This is a genomic window from Nocardia sp. NPDC050718 (assembly GCF_040654235.1).
Lineage (GTDB): Bacteria > Actinomycetota > Actinomycetes > Mycobacteriales > Mycobacteriaceae > Nocardia.
In genome coordinates this window covers 472,245-495,128 of the sequence record NZ_JBFAHQ010000005.1, presented here as the reverse complement: position 1 = coordinate 495,128, position 22,884 = coordinate 472,245, and the positions used below count along the sequence as shown (strand labels likewise).

The following is a 22,884-nucleotide window of genomic DNA, read 5'->3' as shown; positions in this document are numbered from 1 at the left end:
ACGATCAGCACTGCTACTCCGTGTTTCGGGATCTGAATGCCCGAGAGTATCCGCATTTGCGGAGGAAAAGCCGCTGAACCGGAACCGCTGAAAGTTGATGAAGTTGAAGATGACTCGCATGGTCTGTGGCGTTGCGATGGCCGGCGCCCTGGCGCTGGCCACGGTCGGCTGCGGAAGCGACACCGCGACCGAACCCGCCTCGGCCGACAAGGTCACCGGCACCGTGACCGTATTCGCCGCCGCCTCGCTGACCGAGACCTTCACCGAACTGGGCAAGCAGTTCGAGGCCGCGCATCCCGGGGTGAAGGTGGTCTACAACTTCGGCGCCAGCTCCGCGCTGGCCGAGCAGATCAAGCAGGGCGCACCCGCGGACGTGTTCGCCTCGGCCGCGCCCAAGAACATGCAGCAGGTCGTCGACGCGGGGGAGATCACCGCGAAACCGGTCACGTTCGTGCGCAACCGCCTCGAGATCGCGGTGCCCGCCGGGAACCCCGGCCGCATCACCGGACTGGCCGACTTCGGCAAGACCGAACCGAAGATCGCCCTGTGCGCCGAGCAGGTTCCCTGCGGTGCCGCGGCGAAGACGGTGTTCGAGACCGCCGGAATCGCCCCGCAGCCCGACACCCGCGAAGCCGATGTGAAGGCGGTGCTCACGAAGGTGACTCTCGGCGAGGTCGACGCCGCCCTGGTCTACCGCACCGACGTGCACGCCGCCGGTACCAAGGTCGAAGGCATCGACTTCCCCGAATCGAGCAAGGCGATCAACGACTACCCGGTCGCGCCGCTGGCCAAGGCGCCCAACGCCACGGCCGCCGCGGCGTTCGTCGAGTTCATCGGCTCGGACTCCGCGCGCGCGGTCTTCACCGAGGCCGGATTCGACAACCCGTAACCGCACAGCCTGCCGCTCGGTCGCCTCGGAGCATGCGGCCGGGCCCGCCGCCCGGATCTCGGCGAAGGCCTCGGGCTCCCCGTGCGGTGGCCGACAACGATCGGCAAGAAACCGTGGACGTGCCCCTACCTGCGGTGGGAAGCTCGAAGGGGCCGGGTCCCAACCCGAGGGAGCGTGCGACATGGCGGATCGGACGAACGGTGCGTGGCGACCGGAGAGCATCCGGAACGTCGCGTTGGTCGGCAGCAGTGGTGCGGGGAAGACGACGCTGGTCGAGGCGTTGGCGTTGGCGACCGGGACGGTGAACCGGGCAGGCCGCGTGGAGGACGGGACATCGCTGTCGGACTACGACGAGGTCGAACGGCGACAGCACAGGTCTGTGCAGGTCTCGGTGGTCCCGGTGCAGTGGGGCGAGGTGAAGATCAATCTGATCGATACGCCGGGGTGCCCGGATTTCGTCGGCGAACTGCGGGCCGGGTTGCGGGCGGCGGACGCGGCGCTGTTCCTGGTGTCGGCGGCCGACGGCGTGGAGGGCGTGGCGGGGGCGACGCGCGACCTGTGGGCCGAATGCGCGCGGGTGGGGATGCCGCGCGCGATCGTGATGACCCATCTGGACACCGCGCGGGCGGAGTACGCGGACCTGGTGCAGACCTGTCAGGCGCTGCTGACCGACGGCGCGAGCGATACCGTGCTGCCCCTGCACCTGCCGGTCTACGGGCCGAAGAGTCCCGACGGGCACCGGCCCGCGACCGGACTGCTGGAACTGCTCGAGCGACGGGTCGCCGACTATCGCAGCGGAAAACGGGTGCGCACCGAACCCGCGGCGGACCAGCTCGCGGTGATCGACCCGGCCCGCGATCGGCTGATCGAGGCGATCATCGCCGAGAGCGAAGACGAAACGCTGATGGACCGGTACCTCGACGGCGAACCCGTCGAACTCGACACGCTGGTCGACGACCTGGAACGAGCCGTCGCCCGCGGAAGTTTCCATCCGGTGCTGTTCGCCGCCCCGGCGGCCGAGGACGCCGAACAGGGCCTCGGCACGCTCGAACTGCTGGAACTGATGACGGCCGGATTCCCGACACCGATCGAACACCCGCTGTCGGCCGTGCCGCGCGGTGACGGCGCCGCGCCCACCGCGCTGCGCTGCGATCCGGCGGGCGAGCTCGCCGCGGAGGTCATCCGGACCTCGTCCGACCCGTATGTGGGGCGGGTATCGCTGGTGCGGGTGTTCTCCGGCACGCTGCACAGCGAGGACACCGTCCACGTGTGCGGGCCCGAGCACGATGCCGACGACCGGGTCGGCGGGGTCACCGCGCCGTTGGGGAAACAACAGCGGACCCTGTTCGAGGCCGTCGCGGGCGATATCGCGTTCGTGAGCAAACTCGGCCACGCCGAAACCGGCGACACCCTGTCCGGCACCGGGAAACCCCTGCTGATCGAGCCGTGGCCGCTGCCGGAACCCCTGCTGCCCGTGGCTATCCGGGCGCAGGGCAAGGCCGATGAGGACAAGCTCTCGCAGAGCCTGACCCGGCTCGTCGCCGAGGATCCGACCCTGCGGCTGGAACACAACGAACACACCCACCAGCTGGTGCTGTGGTGCCTGGGCGAAGCCCACCGGGATGTCGCGCTGGAACGGTTGCGCGGGCGGTTCGGGGTGCGGGTGGACGTGGAACCGTATCGGGTGGCGCTGCGGGAGACGCTCGCCGCGGCGGCCGAGGGGCGCGGCAGGCTGGTGAAGCAGTCCGGCGGGCACGGGCAATACGCGGTGTGCCAGGTCCAGGTGGAACCGCTGCCCGCGGGAACGGGGTTCGAGTTCGTCGACCGGGTGGTCGGCGGGGTGGTGCCGCGGCAGTTCATCGGGTCGGTGGAGAAAGGGGCACGGGCGCAGGCCGCGCGCGGGGTCACTCCCGGATATCCGCTGGTGGATGTGCGGGTGACCCTGGTGGACGGGAAAGCGCACTCGGTGGATTCCTCCGACGCCGCCTTCCAGACCGCGGGTGCCCTCGCCCTGCGCGACGCGGCGGACGCGTCCGGAACCCTGCTGCTCGAACCGGTCGCCGCCGTGCGGGTCACGGTCCCCGACGACCAGCTGGGCGCCGTCCTCGGTGACCTGTCCACCCGGCGCGGCCGCATTCTCGGCACCGAACCGGCCGAGACCGGCCGCACCCATATCCGGGCCGAGGTACCCGAACTCGAACTGAGCAGGTACATCATCGACCTGCGATCACTCACCCACGGTGCGGGCTCGTTCGCCCGCGGCTATCTCCGGCACGAGCCGATGCCCGCCGCCGTCGCCGAACGCGCCCGCAAGCAGATCGCCGAGGTGTCGGCCTAGGCGGCGGTGCTACGCCGGGATCAGTTCCGCGATGAGCTTCTCGATACGCGTACGGATTTCGTCGCGGATCGGGCGGACGGCCTCGACACCCTTGCCCGCCGGATCCTCCAGCTGCCAGTCGCGATAGTCGACGCCGGGGAAGTACGGGCACGCGTCACCGCACCCCATGGTGATCACGACCGTGGAGGTTTCGACCGCGTCCGGGGTGAGGATCTTGGGTGCCTGGCTGGTGATGTCGATGCCGACTTCGGCCATCGCCTCGACCGCGGCGGGGTTGAGGGCGGCGCCGGGAGCGCTGCCCGCCGACCGCACTTCGATGGCGTCACCGGCGAGGTGGGTCAGGAAGCCTTGTGCCATCTGCGATCGTCCGGCGTTGTGGACGCAGACGAACAGCACGCTGGGCTTGGTCGACACGGGGTGTCCTTTCAGTGGATGGTGATGTCGAGGGAGGCGAGCATCTCGCGGACGCGGTTGCCGATCTCGTCGCGGATACCCCGGACGACCTCGAGGGGCTGGTGGTCGGGGTCGGTCAGTTCCCAGTTCTCGTAGCGGCGGCCGGGGTAGATGGGGCAGGCGTCGCCGCAGCCCATCGTGACGATGACGTCGGCGGCGCGCAGGATCTCCTCGGTCCAGGGCTTGGGGAACTCCCCGGTGATGTCGATGCCGATCTCGTTCATCGCCTCGACCGCGACCGCGTTGATGTGGGTCCCCGGCTCCGATCCGCCCGACCAGGCGATCGCCCGGTCGCCGGCGAGGTGGGTGAACCAGCCCAGCGCCATCTGGGAGCGCCCGGCGTTGTGGGTACACAGGAACAGCACGACCGGCTTGTCGGTGCCGAGCTTTCCCTCGACCTTGGCCAGGGCGAGCAGACGCTGGCGGGCGAAGCGTTCGGCCAGCAGCGGCAGGTAGTTGACGACGGTGGCGCGGGCGGCGAACTCGTCGTAGCTGGTGGTGAGGAAGTGTTCGATGGTCTCGCGTCCGTAGGTGTCGGCGAAGGCCTCGTGTAGCCGGGTCGCGGCGGTGGTGAGCGCGTGGCGCTGGTCGATCGTCAATGTCGCACGATCAGCGTGGGTGGCGGGGCTGTCGGACATGCGTGCTCCCGGAGAGGGCTCGGTCAGTGAGTTGTCGGGTCGGGGGGATTGGAGACGGGACGATCCGCGGCATGCGGAATCACCGCGTTGTCGGCCGCCGCGCTCGCCGAGCGGGGATACAGCACCACGATCAACGCCAGTCCCAGTGCCGCGCCGACGAATTGGGCGACGATGAATCCGGGGGCGGACGTGGGGGCGATGCCGGCGAACGTGTCGGAGAAGACGCGGCCGATGGTGACCGCGGGATTGGCGAAACTGGTGGAACTGGTGAACCAGTACGCCGCACCGATGTACGCCGCCACCGCCGACGCGGACAGCGCCGCCCGGCCGCTGCGGGCCAGCGCGAAGATCACCGCGATCAGTCCGGCGGTGGCGACGACCTCGCCGACCAGGTGGCCGGTGGTGATCCGGTCGTGGGTGGAGATCTGCCAGGCGCCCAGGTCGAACATGATGTTGGCCAGCACGGCGCCGCAGACCGCGCCGCCGATCTGCGCGATCGCGTAGGCCAGGGCGTCGATGAAGCCCAGGCCGGTGCCGTGCCGACGTCCGAGCAGCCAATCCGCCAGGGACACCACGGGATTGAAGTGCGCTCCGGACACCGGCCCGAAGACCAGGATCAGCACGCCGAGGCCGAAGACGGTCGCGGTGGAGTTGGCCAGCAACTGCACGGCGACATCGTCGGTGAGCTGCTGAGCGGCGATACCCGAGCCGACCACGACCGCGACCAGTGCCGCCGTGCCCACGAACTCGGCCAGGAGCCGACGTCGAATGTCGGTCACCGCGCGTCCGCCGGGACGGTCGTGACATCGAGCACCTGCGCCAGGGGAGCCAGTGCGCGCGGTTCGATCCGGTAGTAGACCCACGACCCACGCCGTTCACTCGACAGCAGCCCCGCCTCGCGCAGCACCTTGAGGTGGTGGGAGATGGTGGGCTGGCTCACCTCGAACCCGGCGGACAGATCACACACGCAGGCTTCGCCGCCGCCGCGGCTGGCGACCAGTCTGAACAGTCGCAACCGCACCGGATCCGCCAGCGCCTTGAACGTTGCCGCCAGTTCGGCGGCGGATTCGGCGGTCAGCGGTTCCCGGGTCAGCGGGGTGACCTCGCACGGGGAAGCGTCCTGTGGCTGACAGGACGAGGGCGGTTTCGACACGCATCGATATTGACGGTTGTCGAATCAGTCGGCAAGCAAACAGTGGGTGAACGCACCCAGGGGCTATCAGGGGGCCGAAGGCTCGCATACGACGGAAGAATCGGAATCAGCACTTGCATCCTGTACCCGGGTACAGGCTTACCGTGGATTCATGACGATCTCACCAGGTCAGGGGCACTGGGTGCCGACCGCGTGCACCCTGCCCACCGCCGAGCAACCGATCCGGGTGGCCGAGTTCGACCGGTTCTTCGCCGAGTCGGTGCACAGCTCGAACCGGACCGACCCGACGCGGCTCGAGCTGGTCCTGGACGTCGGCGCCGAAGCCGTCGCCCGGGATCTCGCCGCCCGGGAGTCGAGTTGCTGCTCGTTCTTCACCTTCGACTTCGACGCCACCGACACCGGCTTGGTGCTGCGGGTTGGCGTCCCGGCAGCCTACGTCGAGGTGCTCGACGCGTTCGCCGCCCGCGTCGCCGCCGCGACCGAGGCCCGGCGATGACACCCGGCCTGCGCACCGGCGAGCTCGCCGCGGCCGCCGGTGTGAACGCGCAGACCCTGCGCTACTACGAACGCCGCGGATTGCTGGCCGAACCGGACCGCTCCCTGGGCGGGCACCGCCTGTACCCGGAGCAGGCCGTCACCGTGTTGCGGGTCATCAAGGCCGCCCAACGCCTCGGGTTCACCCTCGACGAGGTCGCCGAGCTACTGGCCGCCACCCAACTCGGCACCCGGCGCCGCCGCGCTGATACCGGGCTCCAGGCCCGCGCGGCACAGAAACTGGCCGAGGTCGACGCGAAACTCGCCGAACTGACCGCGGTCCGCGACACCCTGCGCGCAGCGCTCGCGGCGGGCTGCGACGACCTGGTCGCATGTAGCGAAATCCCCACGTGCCCGGTCCCGTTCGACGACGGCATGGACCACCGCGGCATCGACGGTGCGGTCGCGCTGTGAACCAGGCATCTAGGCTCGGCCGATGACCGTGGTGCGCTCGATCCTGCTGTTCGTCCTGGCCGCGCTCGCCGAGATCGGCGGCGCCTGGCTGGTCTGGCAGGGAGTTCGCGAACACCGCGGCTGGGCCTGGATCGGTGCCGGTGTGGTCGCCCTCGGCATCTATGGATTCGTCGCCACACTGCAGCCCGACGCCAATTTCGGCCGCATCCTCGCCGCCTACGGTGGAGTTTTCGTGGCCGGATCACTGTTGTGGGGGATGGCGCTCGACGGATTCCGCCCCGACCGATGGGACGTCATCGGCGCGATGATCTGCCTGATCGGCGTCGCGGTCATCATGTATGCCCCACGCCCCGCTTGAATATTCAATGACTTGATCCGCAGTCGGAACCGGCATAGCGCGACACCGAGACACAGGCGCTTGCGGATTGGTATCCCGCTGTCAATGTGAAATAGATCATAAAAGTTGCCATTAAGACGGTAGGGCTATTACTAATAGCTCGGTCGACATTCGATTGGTCCGGGTTGGGGGGCACAACGTCGAGAGGGATTACTCAATGTTCATGCGCTCAACTCGCCTCTTTCTTCTCGGTGCACTGCCGGTGGTTGTGGCGGTCACCTTCGCCGGTAACGGTGTCGCGTCGGCGGATGCCTTCGCCGATCAGCAGGCTCAGCCTGCCGTCGCGACGGTCATCCCGGGTGGCGGCGTCGAGACCGCCATCGCCGAGTTCACGTTCGGTTCCGCGACCCCGGTGAGTGCGGAGATTTCGCAGGACACCGAGCTTTCCGGCGACAGCGCTGTCTCGGAGGCGATCGATCCCGAGGTCGCTCCCGTCGTCTCGGACGTGATCGAGACCCAGCTGCACGAGGTGGCGACCAATCCCACCGCCGAGAACTCCGACCCGGTGGTCAACGGCGCTCTCGCCGGCGCCGGTATCGGTGCGCTCGCCACCCTGGTCAACTGCCTCCCGTCCGTGGTCCTGCTCGGCGTCGGCTACCCGATCTGCCTCATCCTCGGCACGATCCCCCATGCGATCGTCGGTGCGATCATCGGCGGCGTCGTCGGCCACGTGAACCCCGAGGCCGTTCCCCAGGTCCTGCCCTGAGCGATCGGGCAGGCAGATAACTGCCCCCCGGCTCGCGGACTCCCGGTGCTGCTGCGGTGAAAACCGCAGTCTCGCCGGGAGTCTCGCTGTTTTCGGGGTCGAGCGCGTCCGACGTCATCGTGCGCGGCTTCGTCGGCAGGGGCCGTGGACTGGTTCCTGGAGGGCGACGCGATGGAACTCCGAATGTGGCAGGCGGACTCGCGGAGCCTTGTCGAGAGTTGTTGCCTCACAGTGCCTGATTGTTGATCGTGTGAGTACGAAACGGTCGAAGTCTCCAGGCGGGAGCCCCAGGCGGACTAGCGTCGCGCTGGTGGCAGAACAAGATCGAGCTCAGGTGGTTCGGGTTGTCCGCGCGGTTCAGCGGATGAACCTGACGATCGACAACCGGTTCGCTCTCATCGAGCCGGATCCGGCCGGGGTCGAGCTGGCGACAGTGGATGAGGATGAGGGGCCTGTCGAGTTCGATCTGTTCGCCGTGAAGCTGTCCAGCGGTGAGATTCACCGCGACCTCACGGACTTGGAAGCGCTCGACCTCGCGAGATGGTGGTGTTCGCTGCACAGCTGATTGTCGGGCGTTCGACAGGAATCTTCGGCCTGTGCACTTCTCTGCCATCGAATTCGTCGGACCTCCGCCCGATCGAGGTTGGCCAGGCGGTGGCCTTCGACGTAATTCGGCGGCCGCAAGGTCCGACCTGCTCGGCGAAGGCGCCCAAGGGGATGCACCCGGAAGAACCCGGCACGTGTCACCGGGACGGATCCGTCGGTCGTGGCGCGCACGGATCAAGCAATTCTCCGGGCATGACACCGTCAGCCGGGTGCCGGGTGGCCGAAAGTGGCACATATGCCACCGATCTGTGCGCGAGAGGGGACTCGCATACAGATTGCGGATCAAAGCTTCGGAAATGTGTGATCGAGTGCGATCGAATACATATCGCGAAGCTGGTGCCAGCAGAGGATATACGAACTGCCCTACGAGCCGAGCTAGGCAATGTCGCAGAGGTGTTGATCCGCCATGTCGACACTGCTAGTCGCGCTTCCTGCGCGCCACGCCCTTCTCGGCTGTGGCGGCCCCGAACCGCCCCGCTGCACAGGCATGGTCAAGGCAGCAGGTCGAGGAACCGGCGGACCTCCGCGCGCTCCTGGCTTCCGGTAGTCGGCAGGCGCAGCAGTGGGAAGTTGTAGCGGCGGCAGATCTCGTCCTTCAACACGTCACGGGCCAGCTGGACCGGGTTCGCTTCATGAGTGCTGAAGCCGTCCACTTCGATGGCGCCGACGTTCTGGTTGGTGATTCGGTTATAGAGGACGAAGTCGAACGACGCTCGGCGCCGGAGGAACTCGCGGTGCTCGTCGTCCAGGCCATCCAGACTGCGCGGAAAAACATTCTGCAGATAGACCTGTGCGTGGATTGCGAGATGGCCGTGTCCGGATTCGGCGAGCGCCCCTTCGAGCATCGTGAGGGCGATGTCCTCGGAATCCCACTTGGTCCGCCCCCATCCGATAGACGGATGCGTGCGCCGTCGCGCGTTGTATTCGGTGTAGAGCAGGTCGAAGATCGACATCACGTCACTGTCGATGACCGCGTTGTGGGGGTCCCGGTACCGGATGTATCCGATCAGGTCGCGCAGGTGTCTGCTCGCGGGTAGCTCGGAAGGGTGGGTGACCAGGACGAACAAGCGCATTGCCCGGGATACGGCCACGTTGATCAGTTTCGGGTCGTCGGCGAACTTCAGTGCCGCCACGCCGCTGGGGGTGTCGTCGAGGACCGTTGTCATGACAATCGCGTCCTTCTCCCGCCCCTGGAACTTGTGCACGGTGTCGGATTCGATGGACTCGATCAGGGCGTCGGCCACTTTGTTGGCCTGGCGGCGATAGGGCGTGGTGACTCCGACCTCGTGTGGCGGGATATCGGCGGACACCCAGGACATGACGTCGCGTCGGATCACGTCGATCTCGCGCTGGTTGCTGCGGCCCGGCGACATCGGGTCGTCGTCGCCGTAGGTCCGGCGCATGTGGTTGCCCGGAACGGTCCGCACCACACGCATCGAGGCCAGCCCCGGTGTGCTGTGGGTGTACGGGATCAGTTTGTTGTAGTAGAACTTCCGGTTGCAGAACTCGATGATGTCCGGATCGCATCGGTAGTGTTCCCGCAGCAGCTGGCGCGGCAACCCCTCGGGGAAGAGCTCGAGGATCGAGGACAGAACGCTGCGCCGGTAGTCGAAGACGGGGTCGGGCGCGGGGAGCACGTTGTTGAGCTTTTTCGTGACCGGTGGTAGCTGTTCCAGATCACCGACCACGATGACATTGCGCGCGCAGGCCAGGGCCGGGCCCACCGTCACCAGATCCACCTGTGATGCTTCGTCGATGATCAGGTAGTCCAGCAGGGTCGCACGCCCGATGCTGTTCTGCAGCGAATGGCAGGTGCTCAGGATCAGGGGGTAGTCCTGCGCGAACCGACTGAACTGCTGTCGATATCGGGAGGTGTAGACGGTCCGGGACAGCGCACCGTAGCGGGTGCGCAGCGCATCCTCGAGCAGCTGCCGGGACAACCGCTTCTGGTCGGCCTGCATCGTGTCGAAGTTCTTGCCCTCCAGCATCTCGGCCAGTTGCTCAGTCTGTCGCTGGAGTTCGGCAATCTTCTTCTCGTAATACAGTCGCTGGATGCGCAGCACTACCTCGGTATCGCCGGCATCGACCTTGCGCAGCGCCCGGTATTTGAAGTACCGGTTCATTGTCTCGACCATTCGGCCCCAACCGCTGTCGCGGATCCAGCGAGGATCGGTGTCGGCGATGAAATCGAGCAGTTTGGCCGCGCTGTAGCGACGCAGCAGCGGTAGATCCTCCGCGTCCGGAACCTCGTGCCGGTCGAAGAACGACTGGAAGTGCTGTTGTTCGAGCTGGTATGCGTGCAGTTGTTGACGTAGCAGGGCGCGCTGACGGTCCTGTTCCTGGAGTGCAACCAGGCGCCGGTTCACCTTGCCGAGTTCCTCGGCAGCATCGGGGGCTGTGGGAGTGGGGTTGCGCAGAAGCGCATCGACGTCCGCGTTGCGTGGCGCCTGCCTGTCGAAGAACTCCTGCCGCTTCTCGGCTCGTCCCAGGTTGGCCGCGACCATCGCGAAGCCCTCCTCGGTCAGTTTCTCGAAGACATTGTCGACGGCGGAGTTGCTGAAGGACACCACGCCCACTGTTGTGCCGGGCTGGCAGATCAGTGAAGCGATGATGTTGAGGATGGTTTGTGTCTTACCGGTACCGGGTGGCCCGTCGATCACCGAGGTCGGCGAGCGCAACGCGTTACGAACCGCCTCGCTCTGACTGATGTTGGTACGGAACGGATACACCGGCATCGGCACTTGGTCGTCAGGCCGCTGCTCGATCGGCGTCTGAGCGAGAATCCGGGCCAACGCACTGTCGGGGTGAACGAAGTCCAGGTTCTGATGGTTTCGGAGCAGGACACCGGAGTCGCCGTCCAGCTTCTCGGCTACTGTGCGCCAGTAGGCCAGCACATCGCGGGAACGGGGTAGGTCGGCGGCATTCGGCAGCACTCGTACTCGATTCGCGCTGTAGGTGTTCCATCCGCCCCTGGTTGTCGTCACGTGCCACCACGATCCGAATTCCGGCGGGCCGGTGAACAGGTATGCCGCGGTCGCTTCCTGCAGGTACCCGTCGACGAGCAACCGTGCGTGAGGCCCGAGTGATACCAGCGTGGGTTGTCCGAGAATCGCTACTCGCTCCCATCCGAACAGATATTTCTTCGGCGTACTGAAGCGCACTCGGACCCGGTGCGGCTCCGGTTCGTATGCCGTGATCTCCAGGGTCTTGTCCTCGGGGACCCAGTCCTGCTTCCGTCGGATGACAACCGCGACAACCCCTGGATCGACCACCGAACCCCCTTGTCCCAGCTCCCCAGCGGACAGCGCCTGATTTTCGCACCCGCAGCCTTGTGATCGGCTCGATACGCACGCAGCACAAAGGCTACCGTGCACTGCCGAAAGTGTCTGCCTAGCAGTGGACTTCGCCGATCCAGCGTGGATCAGCTGGAAGGCGGTTCGCTTCCATCCGCCGATCGCCACGCCGACGCGATCGTCGGTTTGGCCTCAGGTGGTCGCTTGCGTAAGTACCCGGAGGACGCGCGGTGCATAGATGCGGCGTTTGTACGCGTTCGGGTTCGCGACCCGGAGTATCCCCAGATCGATGAGCTGACCGACGAGCTTGTTCGCTCGGCCGTACGAGATTCCGAGCTCGGCCTCGACTTGGCGCACGGTGAATGATGGGTTCGCGATAGCGAGATCGATCAATGTGTGCGCGCTGTCAGCTCGCAATGTCGAGCTTCGTACGACGTCCTTCAACTCGCTCTGGACTCTGACGAGTGCGATCATCTGGCGCCGAGTCGATTCCGCTGCCTCTCGCAGACCTTGCGCGAAAAACCGAATGTAGCTGTCCCAGTCGCCTCGGGTACTGACCGCGAGGAGCCGGTTGTAGTAATCGTCGCGCCTGGCCTCGAACCATGGTGAGACAGTGAGCGTAGGCTCGGTCAGCACCTGGGTGAGCTGGAGGTGCATGACGATCAGCAGGCGACCGAGTCGGCCGTTTCCGTCGCGAAAGGGATGGAGTGACTCGAACTGGTAGTGCGACATCGCTGCTGCGACGACTGGATCGATCATGGCGGAGTGGTCTTCGCGAATCCAGTCGACTAGGTCCTGGACACCGATGCTCAAACTATCATCGGGCGGTGGTGGGATGAACCGTGCTGCGTGCACTGGCGCCATCCCCGGGGTTGCGTCCGCTCTGCGACCGATCACGACCTGTCGGTCGCGGATCCGGCCGGACTCCGACTCCAGCGCAGTCTGTTGCATCAGAATGCCTTGGAGGCTGCTGAGCAGGGACGTGGTTACTGGTCGGTCATCGGAGATCCAGGAGAACGCGTAGTTGGCCATACGTACGTAGTTGAGGATCTCCGTGAGTTCGGCACTTGCCGGGGCCTCTTCGTCGGCGGTCAGCACCTCGGCGAGCGGCGCGTAGGTTCCCTCCAGTGCGGATGTGCTCTGCGCTTCGCGACGCAGCGTCGGTAGCCGGAGAAGTTGCGGGTTCGGTAGCTGGGCGGCTGTGCTGTCGAGCGCAGCCAGAGCGGCCCGCGCTGCGGTCGTTGCGAGAATGGTGGGAACGCTCAGCTCCGGCATGACAGTGGGAAGCGGCGCCGCGACGAACGCTTTGTGCTTCCAGTCACCGAAGACCGGATCTGTGCCCCAGATGTCGACGAGAGATCCGGTTTCGCTGCTGAGGAACATGCTGAGGTCCACAATGTCACTCTATAGGCACTTCAGTGACATGGTCGGGCCTGTCATGTCACTTTGAGGCAAGTGATTCAGTGGACCTCGATGCTGGTCCCCGCCGGTGCCGGACATCGGCGCCAACCAACGATATCCCGCAGGAATCGAGTAGTCCGTTGCCGCTCGTCGGCAGATTCGGCGTGTCTGTGCCGTCGTTGCCGGTCGTCCTGTCCACTCCGTGTGCGGGTGCACTCGAACACGCCGGAGCCCTGATCCGGCTCGAAAGCCAGGAATCTGTGCGCGAGAGGGGACTTGAACCCCTACGTCCGTGGACACCAGAACCTAAATCTGGCGCGTCTGCCAATTTCGCCACTCGCGCTGGATGTGTACGACCGTCCAAACTCTACCGGGCAAATCCGGCTTCGCGAAGCGTTCGGGCGGCGTGGCGTACTCGTCGGTAACACGACCTGGGGTTATAACGATTTGATAAACCTCAACATGAGGGCCACTCATGTTTGCGAAGCGAAGTAACAGGCTGGACCTGCGGTTTGAACATGAGGCGGGGTCATGTTTCAGAAAAAACTGGTACTGGCGTACAAAAATACTCGGCGGTAGCTGCCGTCGGGGCGGGAAACGTGAGGCTTTCCTCATGATTTTGTGCGATCGTGGCTGCCAACAGGCCCGAGGGGCTGCCGGATACGTGTGCGTGCCGTCGGTGGGCGGAGCGCCAGGAGAAGGAAGTCGAGCGTCTTGACGATCAACGAGAGCACCGAGATGGGCACGGGGTCGACCGCGAAAGCTGGTGGTCGTGGCCAGGCATCGGGTGTCCGCGCAGCGCTGCTGGAGCAGCTGCGCAACGGGGCCGGGTACGCGTTGGCGTTCGGTGGGCAGGGTGCGCAGTGGCTGCGCGAGCTCGAGGAGATCGGCCGCGACAGCGCGCTCGAGTCCGAGCTGACCGCGCTGGTGCACGCCGCCGAGGCGCTGGTCGAGCCGGTTGCGGCGCAGTTGCTGGTGGTCCGCCCCGGTGGCTTCGACCCGATGGGCTGGATGCTGGAGAGCGAGCTGGACGAGCCGGACGAGCCGTCCTCGGCACCCGCCGACGCGGTGCTGCGCTCGGCCGCGGTCTCGATGCCGGGCGTGCTGCTGGCCCAGCTCGCGGCCATCAAGGCGCTGCGGTTGCAGGGCCTGGACACGACCGAGCACGCGCCGGTCGCGATCGTCGGGCACTCGCAGGGTCTGCTGGCCGCCGCCGCGGTCGAGGCCCGTGGTGAGCGCGACGCCGAGCTGCTGGCCATCGCCCAGTTCATCGGTGCCGCGGCCGGGCTGGTCGCGCGCAGGCGTGGGCTGATGCCGATCGGCGAGCGTTCGCCGATGGTCGCGGTGTCCAACGTCGATCCGGAGCAGTTGCAGGCGATCGTCGCCGAGGTCGCCGAGGGTGTCGACCCCGCGAGCGCCGCGGTGGTGTCGATCCGCAACGGCCGCAGGCGCGTCGTGCTGTCGGGCACCCCGGCCCAGATCGATCGCGTGCGGGTGCGCTGCGCGCAGCTGCACGACGAGCAGACCCGCGAGCGGGAGAGCAAGGCGCGCGGTGGCGCGGTCTTCGCGCCCGTGTTCGAGGACATCTCCGTCGACGTCGCCTTCCACCACCCGGCGCTGGCCGAGACCGTCGACCTGGTCACCGGCTGGGCCCGCCAGTGCGAGCTCGACGCCGACCTCGCCGCGACCCTGGCCCAGCAGGTGCTGGTCGACCCGATCGACTGGGTCGCCACCGTCGACGGCGTCGTCGCGGCGGGCGCGGAGTGGATTCTCGACCTCGGCCCCGGTGACCTGCTCTCCCGGATCACCGGCGGTTCGCTCAAGGGCACCGGCGTCGGCGTGATCGCCGCCGCCACCCGTCCGGGCCAGCGCAGCCTGCTCACCCCGGGCGCCGCGCCCGAGCCCGCCACCCCGTGGTCGGCCTTCGCGCCGAAGCCGGTGCGGCTGCCCAACGGCCGCATCGTCGTCGAGACCGCGTTCACCAAGCTCACCGGCCGTTCGCCGATCCTGCTGGCGGGCATGACCCCGACCACCGTCGACGCCAAGATCGTCGCCGCCGCGGCCAACGCGGGGCACTGGGCCGAGCTGGCCGGTGGCGGTCAGGTCACCGAGCAGATCTTCGGCGACCGGATGACCGAGCTGCGTCAGCTGCTGCAGCCGGGTCGCGCGGTGCAGTTCAACTCGCTGTTCCTCGACCCGTACCTGTGGAAGCTGCAGCTGGGCGGCAAGCGCCTGGTGCAGAAGGCACGCGCGGCGGGTGCGCCGCTGGACGGCGTGATCGTCACCGCGGGCATCCCCGAGCTGGAGGAAGCCGTCGCGCTGATCGAGGAGCTGACCGAGGCGGGCATCAGCCACGTCGCGTTCAAGCCGGGCACCGTCGCCCAGATCCGCGCCGTGCTGCGGATCGCCGACGCCGTGCCGGACTACCCGGTGATCATGCACATCGAGGGCGGCAAGGCCGGCGGGCACCACTCCTGGGAAGACCTCGACGACCTGCTGCTCGCCACCTACGCCGAGCTGCGCAACCGGGCCAATGTGGTGGTCTGCGTCGGCGGCGGCATCGGCACGCCCGAGCGCGCCACCGACTACCTGACCGGCACCTGGGCCACCGCCCACGGCTACCCGGTGATGCCGCTGGACGGAGTCCTGGTCGGCACCGCGGCCATGGCCACCCTGGAGGCGACCACCGCCCCCGAGGTGAAGCAGCTGCTCGTCGACACCCCCGGCACCCCCGACTGGGTCGGCGCGGGCACCGCCACCGGCGGCATGGCCTCGGGCCGCAGCCAGCTCGGCGCCGACATCCACGAGATCGACAACGCCGCCTCGCGCACCGGCCGCCTGCTCGACGAGGTCGCCGGTGACGCCGAGGCCGTCGCCGCCCGCCGCGCCGAGATCATCGCGGCGCTCGACGCCACCGCCAAGCCCTACTTCGGCGATGTCGCCACCATGACCTACCAGCAGTGGCTGGAACGCTATGTCTCGCTGGCGGTCTCGAGCGAGGTCCCGATCTCGTTCGACTGCGGCAGCGACATCGGTGACGCGATCATCGACGCCACCCGCTCGGACTGGCTCGACATCAGCTGGCGCGACCGGTTCGCGGAGATGATGCGGCGCACCGAAGCCCGGCTGCACCCCGCCGACAGCGGCGAGATCGAGACCCTGTTCGCCGACGACGAGGCCTTCGAGCACCCGGTGCAGGCGCTGTGCGCGCTCAAGAAGCAGTACCCCTCGGTCGCCGAGACCGTGCTGCACCCGGCCGACGTGCCGTTCTTCGTCGCGCTGTGCAAGACCCCGGGCAAGCCGGTGAACTTCGTGCCCGTCGTCGACGGCGACGTGCGGCGCTGGTGGCGCTCGGATTCGCTGTGGCAGGCCCATGACCCGCGCTACTCGGCCGACCAGGTGTGCATCATCCCCGGCACCGTCGCCGTCGCCGGGATCACCCGCGTCGACGAGCCGGTCGGCGAGCTGCTCGACCGCTTCGAGCAGGACACCGCCTACAGCCTGGTCCGCGCCGGCGTCGTGCCCGCGCCGGTCGACGCGCGACGCGTCGCCGGTGTGGTGGCGGGCCCGCTCGACACCGTGCTCGCGGCGCCCGACGTGCAGTGGGCCGGGCGCACCACCGTGAACCCGGTGCACCGGCTCGGCGCGCAGGCCGAGTGGATCGTCGAGCAGGGGAGCGCGGTGCATCAGGGCACCGGCGCGACGCTGACCGAGATCTCCGGTCCCGAAGCCGAATTCAGCTACGTCGAACTGGCCGTGCCGCTGCTCGGCCGCGACGCCGTGAAGATCCGCATCACCGTGCCGGTGAGCGTCTACTCCGGTGGCGCACCGGTGATCACCGAGGCCGACGCCGAGACCGCCATGTCGGCGCTGCTCGGCGTGGCCGCCGGCCAGTCGCTGCCCGAGGTGAAATCCGGGGTGGCGCACCTGAACCTGGCCTGGATGCCGGACCTGGTCGCCGATCACGCCGGTGTCACCGGTTCCGGTCTGCCCGCCACCCTGAGCACCCTCGGCCGCACCGCGCCCGACGTGCTGGTCGGTGCCTGCTGGCCCGCGGTCTTCGCGGTGCTCGGCGCGGCCCGCACCGGCAACGGCGGTTCGGTGATCGAGGGCATGCTGGACCTGGTCCACCTCGACCACCAGATCGAGCTGCTGACCGAACTGCCCTCGGAGACCGGCATTCTCGTCGTGCGCGCCGAGAGCGGCGCGGTGGTCGACACCGACATGGGCCGGGTCGTCGAGGTGGCCGTGAACGTCGGCCTGATCCTCGATCAGGGCCTCGAGCCGACCCCGCTGGCCCGGCTGGTCGAGCGGTTCGCCATCCGTGGCCGCAACGGCGCGGGCGAGCTCACCGATCCGCCGCGCGCGGCGGGCGCGGTCTCCGCCGAGGCCACCGACACCCCGCGTCGCCGGCGCCGGGACGTCTCGATGACCGCGCCACGCGCCATGCACGCGTTCGCCACGGTCTCCGGTGACCACAACCCGATCCACACCTCCGACGCCGCGGCCAAGCTGGCCGGGTTGGGCAGCCCGATCGTGCACGGCATGTGGCTCTCGGCCGCCGCCCAGCACGCGGTCGTCGCTGTGGATCCCGAAAGCTCCCTTCCCGCACGCACTCTCACGGCCTGGACCACCCGGTTCCTCGGCATGGTCCGCCCCGGCGCGACCGTGGACGTGCGGGTGGAGCGGATCGCGGTGGACGCGGGCAGCGAGATCATCGAGGTCTCCTGCCGCGTCGACGGTGACCTGGTCATGACCGCGACCGGGCGCACCGCCGCCCCGAAGACCGTCTACGCCTTCCCGGGCCAGGGCATCCAGCGCAAGGGGATGGGTCTGGACGCGCTGACCCGCTCGAAGGCGGCCAAGCAGGTGTGGGAGCGTGCCGACGCGCACACCCGCGAAGCCCTCGGTTTCTCGATCCTGGCGGTGGTGCGCGACAACCCGACCTACCTCAAGGCGCGCGGTGTCGAGCACCGGCACCCGGACGGCGTGCTGCACCTGACCCAGTTCACCCAGGTCGCCATGGCGACCCTCGGCGTCGCCCAGGTCGCCGAGCTGCGCGAGGCCGGTGCCTTCGTCGAGGGCGCGATGCTCGCCGGTCACTCGGTCGGTGAGTACAACGCGCTCGCCGCCGTCGCCGGTGTGCTGCCGCTGGAGGCCGTGCTCGAGGTGGTGTTCCAGCGCGGCTCGGCCATGCACGAGCTGGTCCCGCGTGACGCCAAGGGCCGCAGCGACTACCGGATGGCCGCCATCCGCCCGTCGCAGATCGGGCTGCCCGACGCCGAGGTCATCGACTTCGTCAACGGCATCGGTGAGGCGACCGGTGAGTTCCTCGAGGTCGTCAACCTGAACCTGCGCGGCTCGCAGTACGCCATCGCGGGCACGGTCGCCGGGCTCGAGGCGCTGGAGACCGAGATCGACCGCCGCCGCGAGGAATTCGGTGGCAAGCGGGCGTTCATCCTGGTGCCCGGCATCGACGTGCCGTTCCACTCCTCGGTGCTGCGCGACGGCGTCCCGGAGTTCCGGCACAAGCTCGAGCAGCTGCTGCCCGCCGAGGTGCACCCGGAGGTGCTCGTCGGCCGCTACATCCCGAACCTGGTGCCGCGCCCGTTCTCGCTGCGGCGTGAGTTCCTCACCGAGATCGCCGAACTCGTGCCGTCGGAGCCGCTCGCCGCGGTACTGGCCGACTTCGACAGCTGGGCCGACCGCGAGGCCGAGCTGTGCCGCGTGGTGCTGATCGAGCTGCTGGCCTGGCAGTTCGCCAGCCCGGTGCGCTGGATCGAGACCCAGGACCTGCTGTTCACCGATGCCGCGCACGGCGGCCTCGGCGTGGAGCGGTTCGTCGAGATCGGCCTCGGCGCCACCCCGACGGTGGCCAACCTGGCCTCGCAGACGCTGAAGCTGCCCGCGTTCGGCGGGGCGACGGTCGAGGTGGTCAACGTCGAGCGCGACGCCGCGGTCGTCTACGCCACCGACACCGATCCCGCGCCGGTCGACGACATCGAGGAGACCCCGGCCGAGGCGCCCGCGGCCGCTCCCGCCGCCGCGGCCGCACCGGTCGCCGCGGCGCCGGTCGCCACCGGTGGCCCGCGCCCCGACGACATCTCCTTCACCGCCGCCGACGCCACCCGCGTGCTCATCGCGCTGTGGACCAAGCTGCGGCTGGACCAGATCGGCCCGGTCGACACCATCGAGGGCCTCTGCGACGGCGTGTCCTCGCGTCGCAACCAGCTGCTGGTCGACCTCGGTTCCGAGCTCTCGCTCGGCGCCATCGACGGCGCGGCCGACGCCGACATGGGCGCCCTGGCGGGCACCGTCGAGCGCCTGGCCCGCACCTACAAGCCGTTCGGCACGGTGCTCACCGACGCCATCGGCGACCACCTGCGCAAGGTCTTCGGTCCCTCCGGCAAGCGGCCCGCCGCCATCGCCGACCGGGTCAAGAAGACCTGGGAACTCGGCGACGGCTGGGCCAGCCACGTCACCGCCGAGGTCTCCCTCGGCACCCGCGAAGGCGCCAGCGTGCGCGGCGGCGACCTCGGCGGGCTCGCCGGCGGCGCGCTGTCCGACGCCGCCTCGGTCGACGCGGCCATCGACGCCGCCGTGCAGGCGGTGGCGGCGCGCCGCGGTGTCGCCGTGTCGCTGCCCTCGGCGGGCGGCGCGTCCGGCGGCACCGTCGACGCGGCGGCACTGGGCGAGTTCACCGAGCAGATCACCGGCCGGGACGGCGTGCTCGCCACCGCGGCCCGGGTCGTGCTCGAGCAGCTGGGGCTGAGCGAGCAGGTCAGCGCGCCCGAGGCCACCGAGGACACCCTCGTCGACCTCGTCTCGGCCGAACTCGGCACCGACTGGCCGCGCCTGGTCGCCCCGGCGTTCGACGCCCGCAAGGCCGTCCTGATCGACGACCGCTGGGCCACCGCCCGCGAGGACCTCGCGACCATGTGGCTCGGCGACGACGCCGCCACCGCGGAACTGTCGATCGGCGGCTACGTCGGGGCCGGTGCGGCCGTTGCCGCGCAGGCGAACTGGTGGCGTCAGCGGGCCATGCACGAGGCCCGCTCGGTGCTGGCCGGGGTGTACGCGCAGATCGCCGACGCCGCCCTCGACACCACCGACCCCGGTCTGTGGTCCGACGACGTCGCCGTGATCACCGGCGCCAGCAAGGGTTCCATCGCGGCCGCCGTCACCGGCAGGCTGCTCTCGGGTGGCGCGACCGTGGTGGTCACCACCTCGCGTCTGGACGACGCGCGGCTGCGGTTCTACCGCGCGCTCTACCGCGACAACGCCCGCCACGGCGCGGCGCTGTGGGTCGTCCCCGCGAACATGGCCTCCTACCAGGACCTCGACGCGCTGATCGACTGGGTCGGCACCGAGCAGGTCGACAACGCGGGCGGCGCCAAGATCAAGGTCAAGGACGCCATGACCCCGACGCTGCTGCTGCCGTTCGCGGCACCGCGCGTCGCCGGTGACCTCGCCGACGCGGGCGCCCGCGCCGAGATGGAGATGCGGGTTCTGCTCTGGTCGGTCGAGCGGCTGATCGGCGGCCTGTCCGCCCTCGGCGCCGACCACGACGTCGACGCGAAACTGCATGTGGTGCTGCCGGGTTCGCCCAACCGCGGCCTCTTCGGCGGCGACGGCGCCTACGGCGAGTCCAAGGCCGCGCTCGACGCGGTGGTCACCCGCTGGCGGGCCGAGAAGTCGTGGTCCGCGCGGGTCACCATGGTGCACGCGCTGATCGGCTGGGTGCGCGGCACCGGGCTGATGGGCCACAACGACCCGATGGTCGAGGCCGTCGAGAAGGCGGGCGTGCACACCTGGTCGACCACCGAGATGGCCGACGAGCTGCTCAAGTGGTGCACCTCGCGGGCGCGTCAGGTCACCGAGACCGGCCCGCAGCAGATCGACCTCACCGGTGGTCTGGCGCGTGCCAAGCTCGACCTGCCCGCACTGGCCAAGCAGGCCCAGGAGGCCGCGGCCGCGAGCGAGGAGGAGGCGAGCACCGCCGCCACCATCGCCGCGCTGCCCGCGCCGCCCACCCTGAGCTCGGCGCTGCCGGTGCCGGAGTGGGGTGCGGTGACCGCCGACCTGGCCGACATGGTCGTCATCGTCGGCGCGGCGGAGCTCGGCCCGTACGGTTCCTCGCGCACCCGCTTCGAGATGGAGGTCGAGGACAAGCTCTCCGCCGCCGGCGTGCTCGAGCTGGCCTGGACCACCGGTCTGATCCGCTGGGAGAACGACCCGAAGCCGGGTTGGTACGACACCGAATCCGGGGACTTCGTACCGGAGTCGGAGCTGGCCGAGCGCTACCACGACACCGTCGTCGAGCGCTGCGGCGTGCGGCGCTACGAGGACGACGGCGCGATGCTCGACAACGCGGCGCCGCTGCTCACCTCGGTCTTCCTCGACCAGGACCTGAGCTTCACCGTCGCCAACGAGGCCGAGGCCCGCGCGTTCCACACCGCCGATCCCGAGCACACGGTGATCACCCCGGTCGCCGACTCCGGCGACTGGACCGTCACCCGCAAGGCGGGCACCGAGATCCGGGTGCCGCGCAAGGCGAAGCTGTCGCGGGTGGTCGGTGGCCAGATCCCGACCGGCTGGGACCCCACGATCTGGGGCGTCTCCGCCGACATGGCCGCCTCGATCGACCGGGTCGCGCTGTGGAACATCGTCTGCACCGTCGACGCGTTCGTCGGCGCGGGCTTCAGCCCCGACGAGCTGATGAGCTGGGTGCACCCGAGCCTGGTGGCCAACACCCAGGGCACCGGCATGGGTGGCATGTCCTCGATGCGCTCGCTCTACGTCGACAACCTGCTCGGCGAGCCGCGCCCGAACGACATCCTGCAGGAGGCGCTGCCCAACGTCGCCCTGGCGCACGTGGTGCAGTCCTACGTCGGCAGCTACGGCGCCATGGTGCACCCGGTCGCGGCGTGCGCCACGGCGGCGGTGTCGGTGGAGGAAGCCGTCGACAAGATCCGGCTCGGCAAGGCCGAGGTCGTGGTCGCCGGTGGCTACGACGATCTCGGTATCGAGGGCATCGTCGGCTTCGGTGACATGTCGGCCACCGCCGACTCGGCGGTCATGCGCGCCAAGGGCATCAGCGACCGCTACTTCTCCCGCGCCAACGACCGCCGTCGCGGTGGGTTCGTGGAATCGCAGGGTGGCGGCACCGTGCTGCTGGCCCGCGGTGACGTGGCCGTGGAGATGGGCCTGCCGGTGCTCGGCGTGCTCGCCTTCGCGCAGTCCTTCGCCGACGGCGTGCACACCTCCATCCCCGCACCGGGTCTCGGCGCGCTGGGTGCCGGTCGTGGCGGCAGCGGTTCGCGACTGGCCGCCGAGCTGCGCAAGCTCGGCGTCACCCCGGACGACATCGCGGTGATCTCCAAGCACGACACCTCCACCGCCGCCAACGACCCCAACGAGTCGGAGCTGCACGAGCGGCTCGCGGGCGCGCTGGGCCGCACCGACGGCGCCCCGCTGTTCGTGGTCTCGCAGAAGAGCCTCACCGGCCACGCCAAGGGCGGCGCGGCGGCCTTCCAGCTCATCGGCCTGTGCCAGGTGCTGGAAAACGGTGTGGTGCCGCCGAACCGGAGCCTGGACTGTGTCGACGAGAAGATGGCGGCCTACCCGCACCTGGTGTGGGCGCGCGAGCCGCTGCGCTTCGGCGACAAGTTCGCGCTCAAGGCCGGTCTGGTGACCTCGCTCGGCTTCGGCCACGTGTCGGGTCTGCTCGCGGTGGTGCATCCGCAGGCGTTCCTTGCCGCGATCGACCCGGCCGCGCGGGCCGACTACCAGGAGCGGGCGCAGGCGCGTCAGCTCGCCGGTCGGCAGCGCTTCGCCGAGGCGATGTGCGGTGGCACCGCGCTGTACGAGAAGCCGGCGGATCGTCGCCTCGGTGCCGACGGCACTCCGGCCAAGCAGATCCGTCAGCTCGAGGCCGACATGCTGCTCTCGCCGGAGGCAAGGCTCGACGGCGACGGCGTGTACCAGGCGAACGGATGGGGTTGCGGCACCGGGCGAATCGGTTCCGCTCCGCAGTCGACCGAAGCGTCGTAGGCTGCCGCT

14 protein-coding genes and 1 tRNA gene are annotated in these 22,884 nt (G+C 68.9%); 8 read left to right on the top strand and 7 right to left on the bottom strand.

Going from position 1 to position 22,884, the window contains the following annotated elements; genetic code table 11:
- The first annotated feature begins 118 nt into the window (after window positions 1–118).
- Both modA and AB0H54_RS25045 read left to right on the top strand, forming a co-directional pair.
- A complete protein-coding gene (gene modA / locus AB0H54_RS25050) occupies window positions 119–889 on the top strand; it encodes a molybdate ABC transporter substrate-binding protein (protein WP_357348286.1) in 771 nt (256 codons plus the stop codon).
- 181 nt (window positions 890–1,070) lie between these two features.
- On the top strand, window positions 1,071–3,227 hold the full coding sequence (locus AB0H54_RS25045; RefSeq protein ID WP_357348284.1) for an elongation factor G-like protein EF-G2: 2,157 nt from the start codon (window positions 1,071–1,073) through the stop codon (window positions 3,225–3,227).
- A gap of 9 nt (window positions 3,228–3,236) precedes the next feature.
- Here AB0H54_RS25045 and AB0H54_RS25040 read toward each other — a convergent pair whose 3' ends face one another.
- The 4 genes from AB0H54_RS25040 to AB0H54_RS25025 are packed head-to-tail and all read right to left on the bottom strand — an operon-like array spanning window position 3,237 to window position 5,471.
- A complete protein-coding gene (locus tag AB0H54_RS25040) occupies window positions 3,237–3,641 on the bottom strand; it encodes an arsenate reductase ArsC (RefSeq protein WP_357348282.1) in 405 nt (134 codons plus the stop codon).
- Between the two features lie 11 nt (window positions 3,642–3,652).
- A complete protein-coding gene (locus AB0H54_RS25035) occupies window positions 3,653–4,318 on the bottom strand; it encodes an arsenate reductase ArsC (protein ID WP_357348280.1) in 666 nt (221 codons plus the stop codon).
- A gap of 23 nt (window positions 4,319–4,341) precedes the next feature.
- On the bottom strand, window positions 4,342–5,097 hold the full coding sequence (locus tag AB0H54_RS25030) for an MIP/aquaporin family protein (protein WP_357348278.1): 756 nt from the start codon (window positions 5,095–5,097) through the stop codon (window positions 4,342–4,344).
- On the bottom strand, window positions 5,094–5,471 hold the full coding sequence (locus AB0H54_RS25025; protein WP_357348277.1) for a metalloregulator ArsR/SmtB family transcription factor: 378 nt from the start codon (window positions 5,469–5,471) through the stop codon (window positions 5,094–5,096). Before AB0H54_RS25025 ends, AB0H54_RS25030 begins: the two co-directional genes overlap by 4 nt.
- A gap of 151 nt (window positions 5,472–5,622) precedes the next feature.
- On the opposite strand from AB0H54_RS25025, the gene AB0H54_RS25020 reads away from it, so the two are divergent.
- The 5 genes from AB0H54_RS25020 to AB0H54_RS25000 all read left to right on the top strand — a co-directional run bounded on the left by AB0H54_RS25020 (window position 5,623) and on the right by AB0H54_RS25000 (window position 8,087).
- The gene (locus tag AB0H54_RS25020; RefSeq protein ID WP_357348275.1) at window positions 5,623–5,967 is read left to right on the top strand and encodes a hypothetical protein; all 345 of its coding nucleotides are present in this window, start codon (window positions 5,623–5,625) and stop codon (window positions 5,965–5,967) included.
- Window positions 5,964–6,419 (top strand): MerR family transcriptional regulator, encoded by a 456-nt coding sequence (locus AB0H54_RS25015; protein WP_357348273.1) that lies wholly within the window; start codon window positions 5,964–5,966, stop codon window positions 6,417–6,419. The genes AB0H54_RS25020 and AB0H54_RS25015 overlap by 4 nt, the downstream gene beginning before the upstream one ends.
- A gap of 22 nt (window positions 6,420–6,441) precedes the next feature.
- Window positions 6,442–6,777 carry a YnfA family protein gene (locus tag AB0H54_RS25010; RefSeq protein ID WP_357348271.1) on the top strand — a complete coding sequence of 112 codons (336 nt, stop codon included), beginning with the start codon at window positions 6,442–6,444 and terminating at the stop codon, window positions 6,775–6,777.
- A gap of 241 nt (window positions 6,778–7,018) precedes the next feature.
- Window positions 7,019–7,522 (top strand): hypothetical protein, encoded by a 504-nt coding sequence (locus AB0H54_RS25005; RefSeq protein ID WP_357348269.1) that lies wholly within the window; start codon window positions 7,019–7,021, stop codon window positions 7,520–7,522.
- 310 nt (window positions 7,523–7,832) lie between these two features.
- The gene (locus AB0H54_RS25000) at window positions 7,833–8,087 is read left to right on the top strand and encodes a hypothetical protein (protein ID WP_355276810.1); all 255 of its coding nucleotides are present in this window, start codon (window positions 7,833–7,835) and stop codon (window positions 8,085–8,087) included.
- Window positions 8,088–8,619: 532 nt separating this feature from the next.
- Here AB0H54_RS25000 and AB0H54_RS24995 read toward each other — a convergent pair.
- From AB0H54_RS24995 to AB0H54_RS24985, 3 genes are all read right to left on the bottom strand, one after another.
- Complete coding sequence (locus AB0H54_RS24995; protein WP_357348266.1) at window positions 8,620–11,400, bottom strand: AAA domain-containing protein; 2,781 nt, start codon at window positions 11,398–11,400, stop codon at window positions 8,620–8,622.
- A gap of 213 nt (window positions 11,401–11,613) precedes the next feature.
- A complete protein-coding gene (locus tag AB0H54_RS24990) occupies window positions 11,614–12,816 on the bottom strand; it encodes a Fic/DOC family N-terminal domain-containing protein (protein WP_357348264.1) in 1,203 nt (400 codons plus the stop codon).
- Between the two features lie 267 nt (window positions 12,817–13,083).
- A tRNA-Leu gene (locus AB0H54_RS24985) sits at window positions 13,084–13,165 on the bottom strand.
- Between the two features lie 371 nt (window positions 13,166–13,536).
- Between AB0H54_RS24985 and AB0H54_RS24980 the strand changes: the two genes are divergently transcribed.
- Complete coding sequence (locus AB0H54_RS24980; protein WP_357348263.1) at window positions 13,537–22,875, top strand: fatty acid synthase subunit beta domain-containing protein; 9,339 nt, start codon at window positions 13,537–13,539, stop codon at window positions 22,873–22,875.
- The last annotated feature ends 9 nt before the right edge of the window (window positions 22,876–22,884 follow it).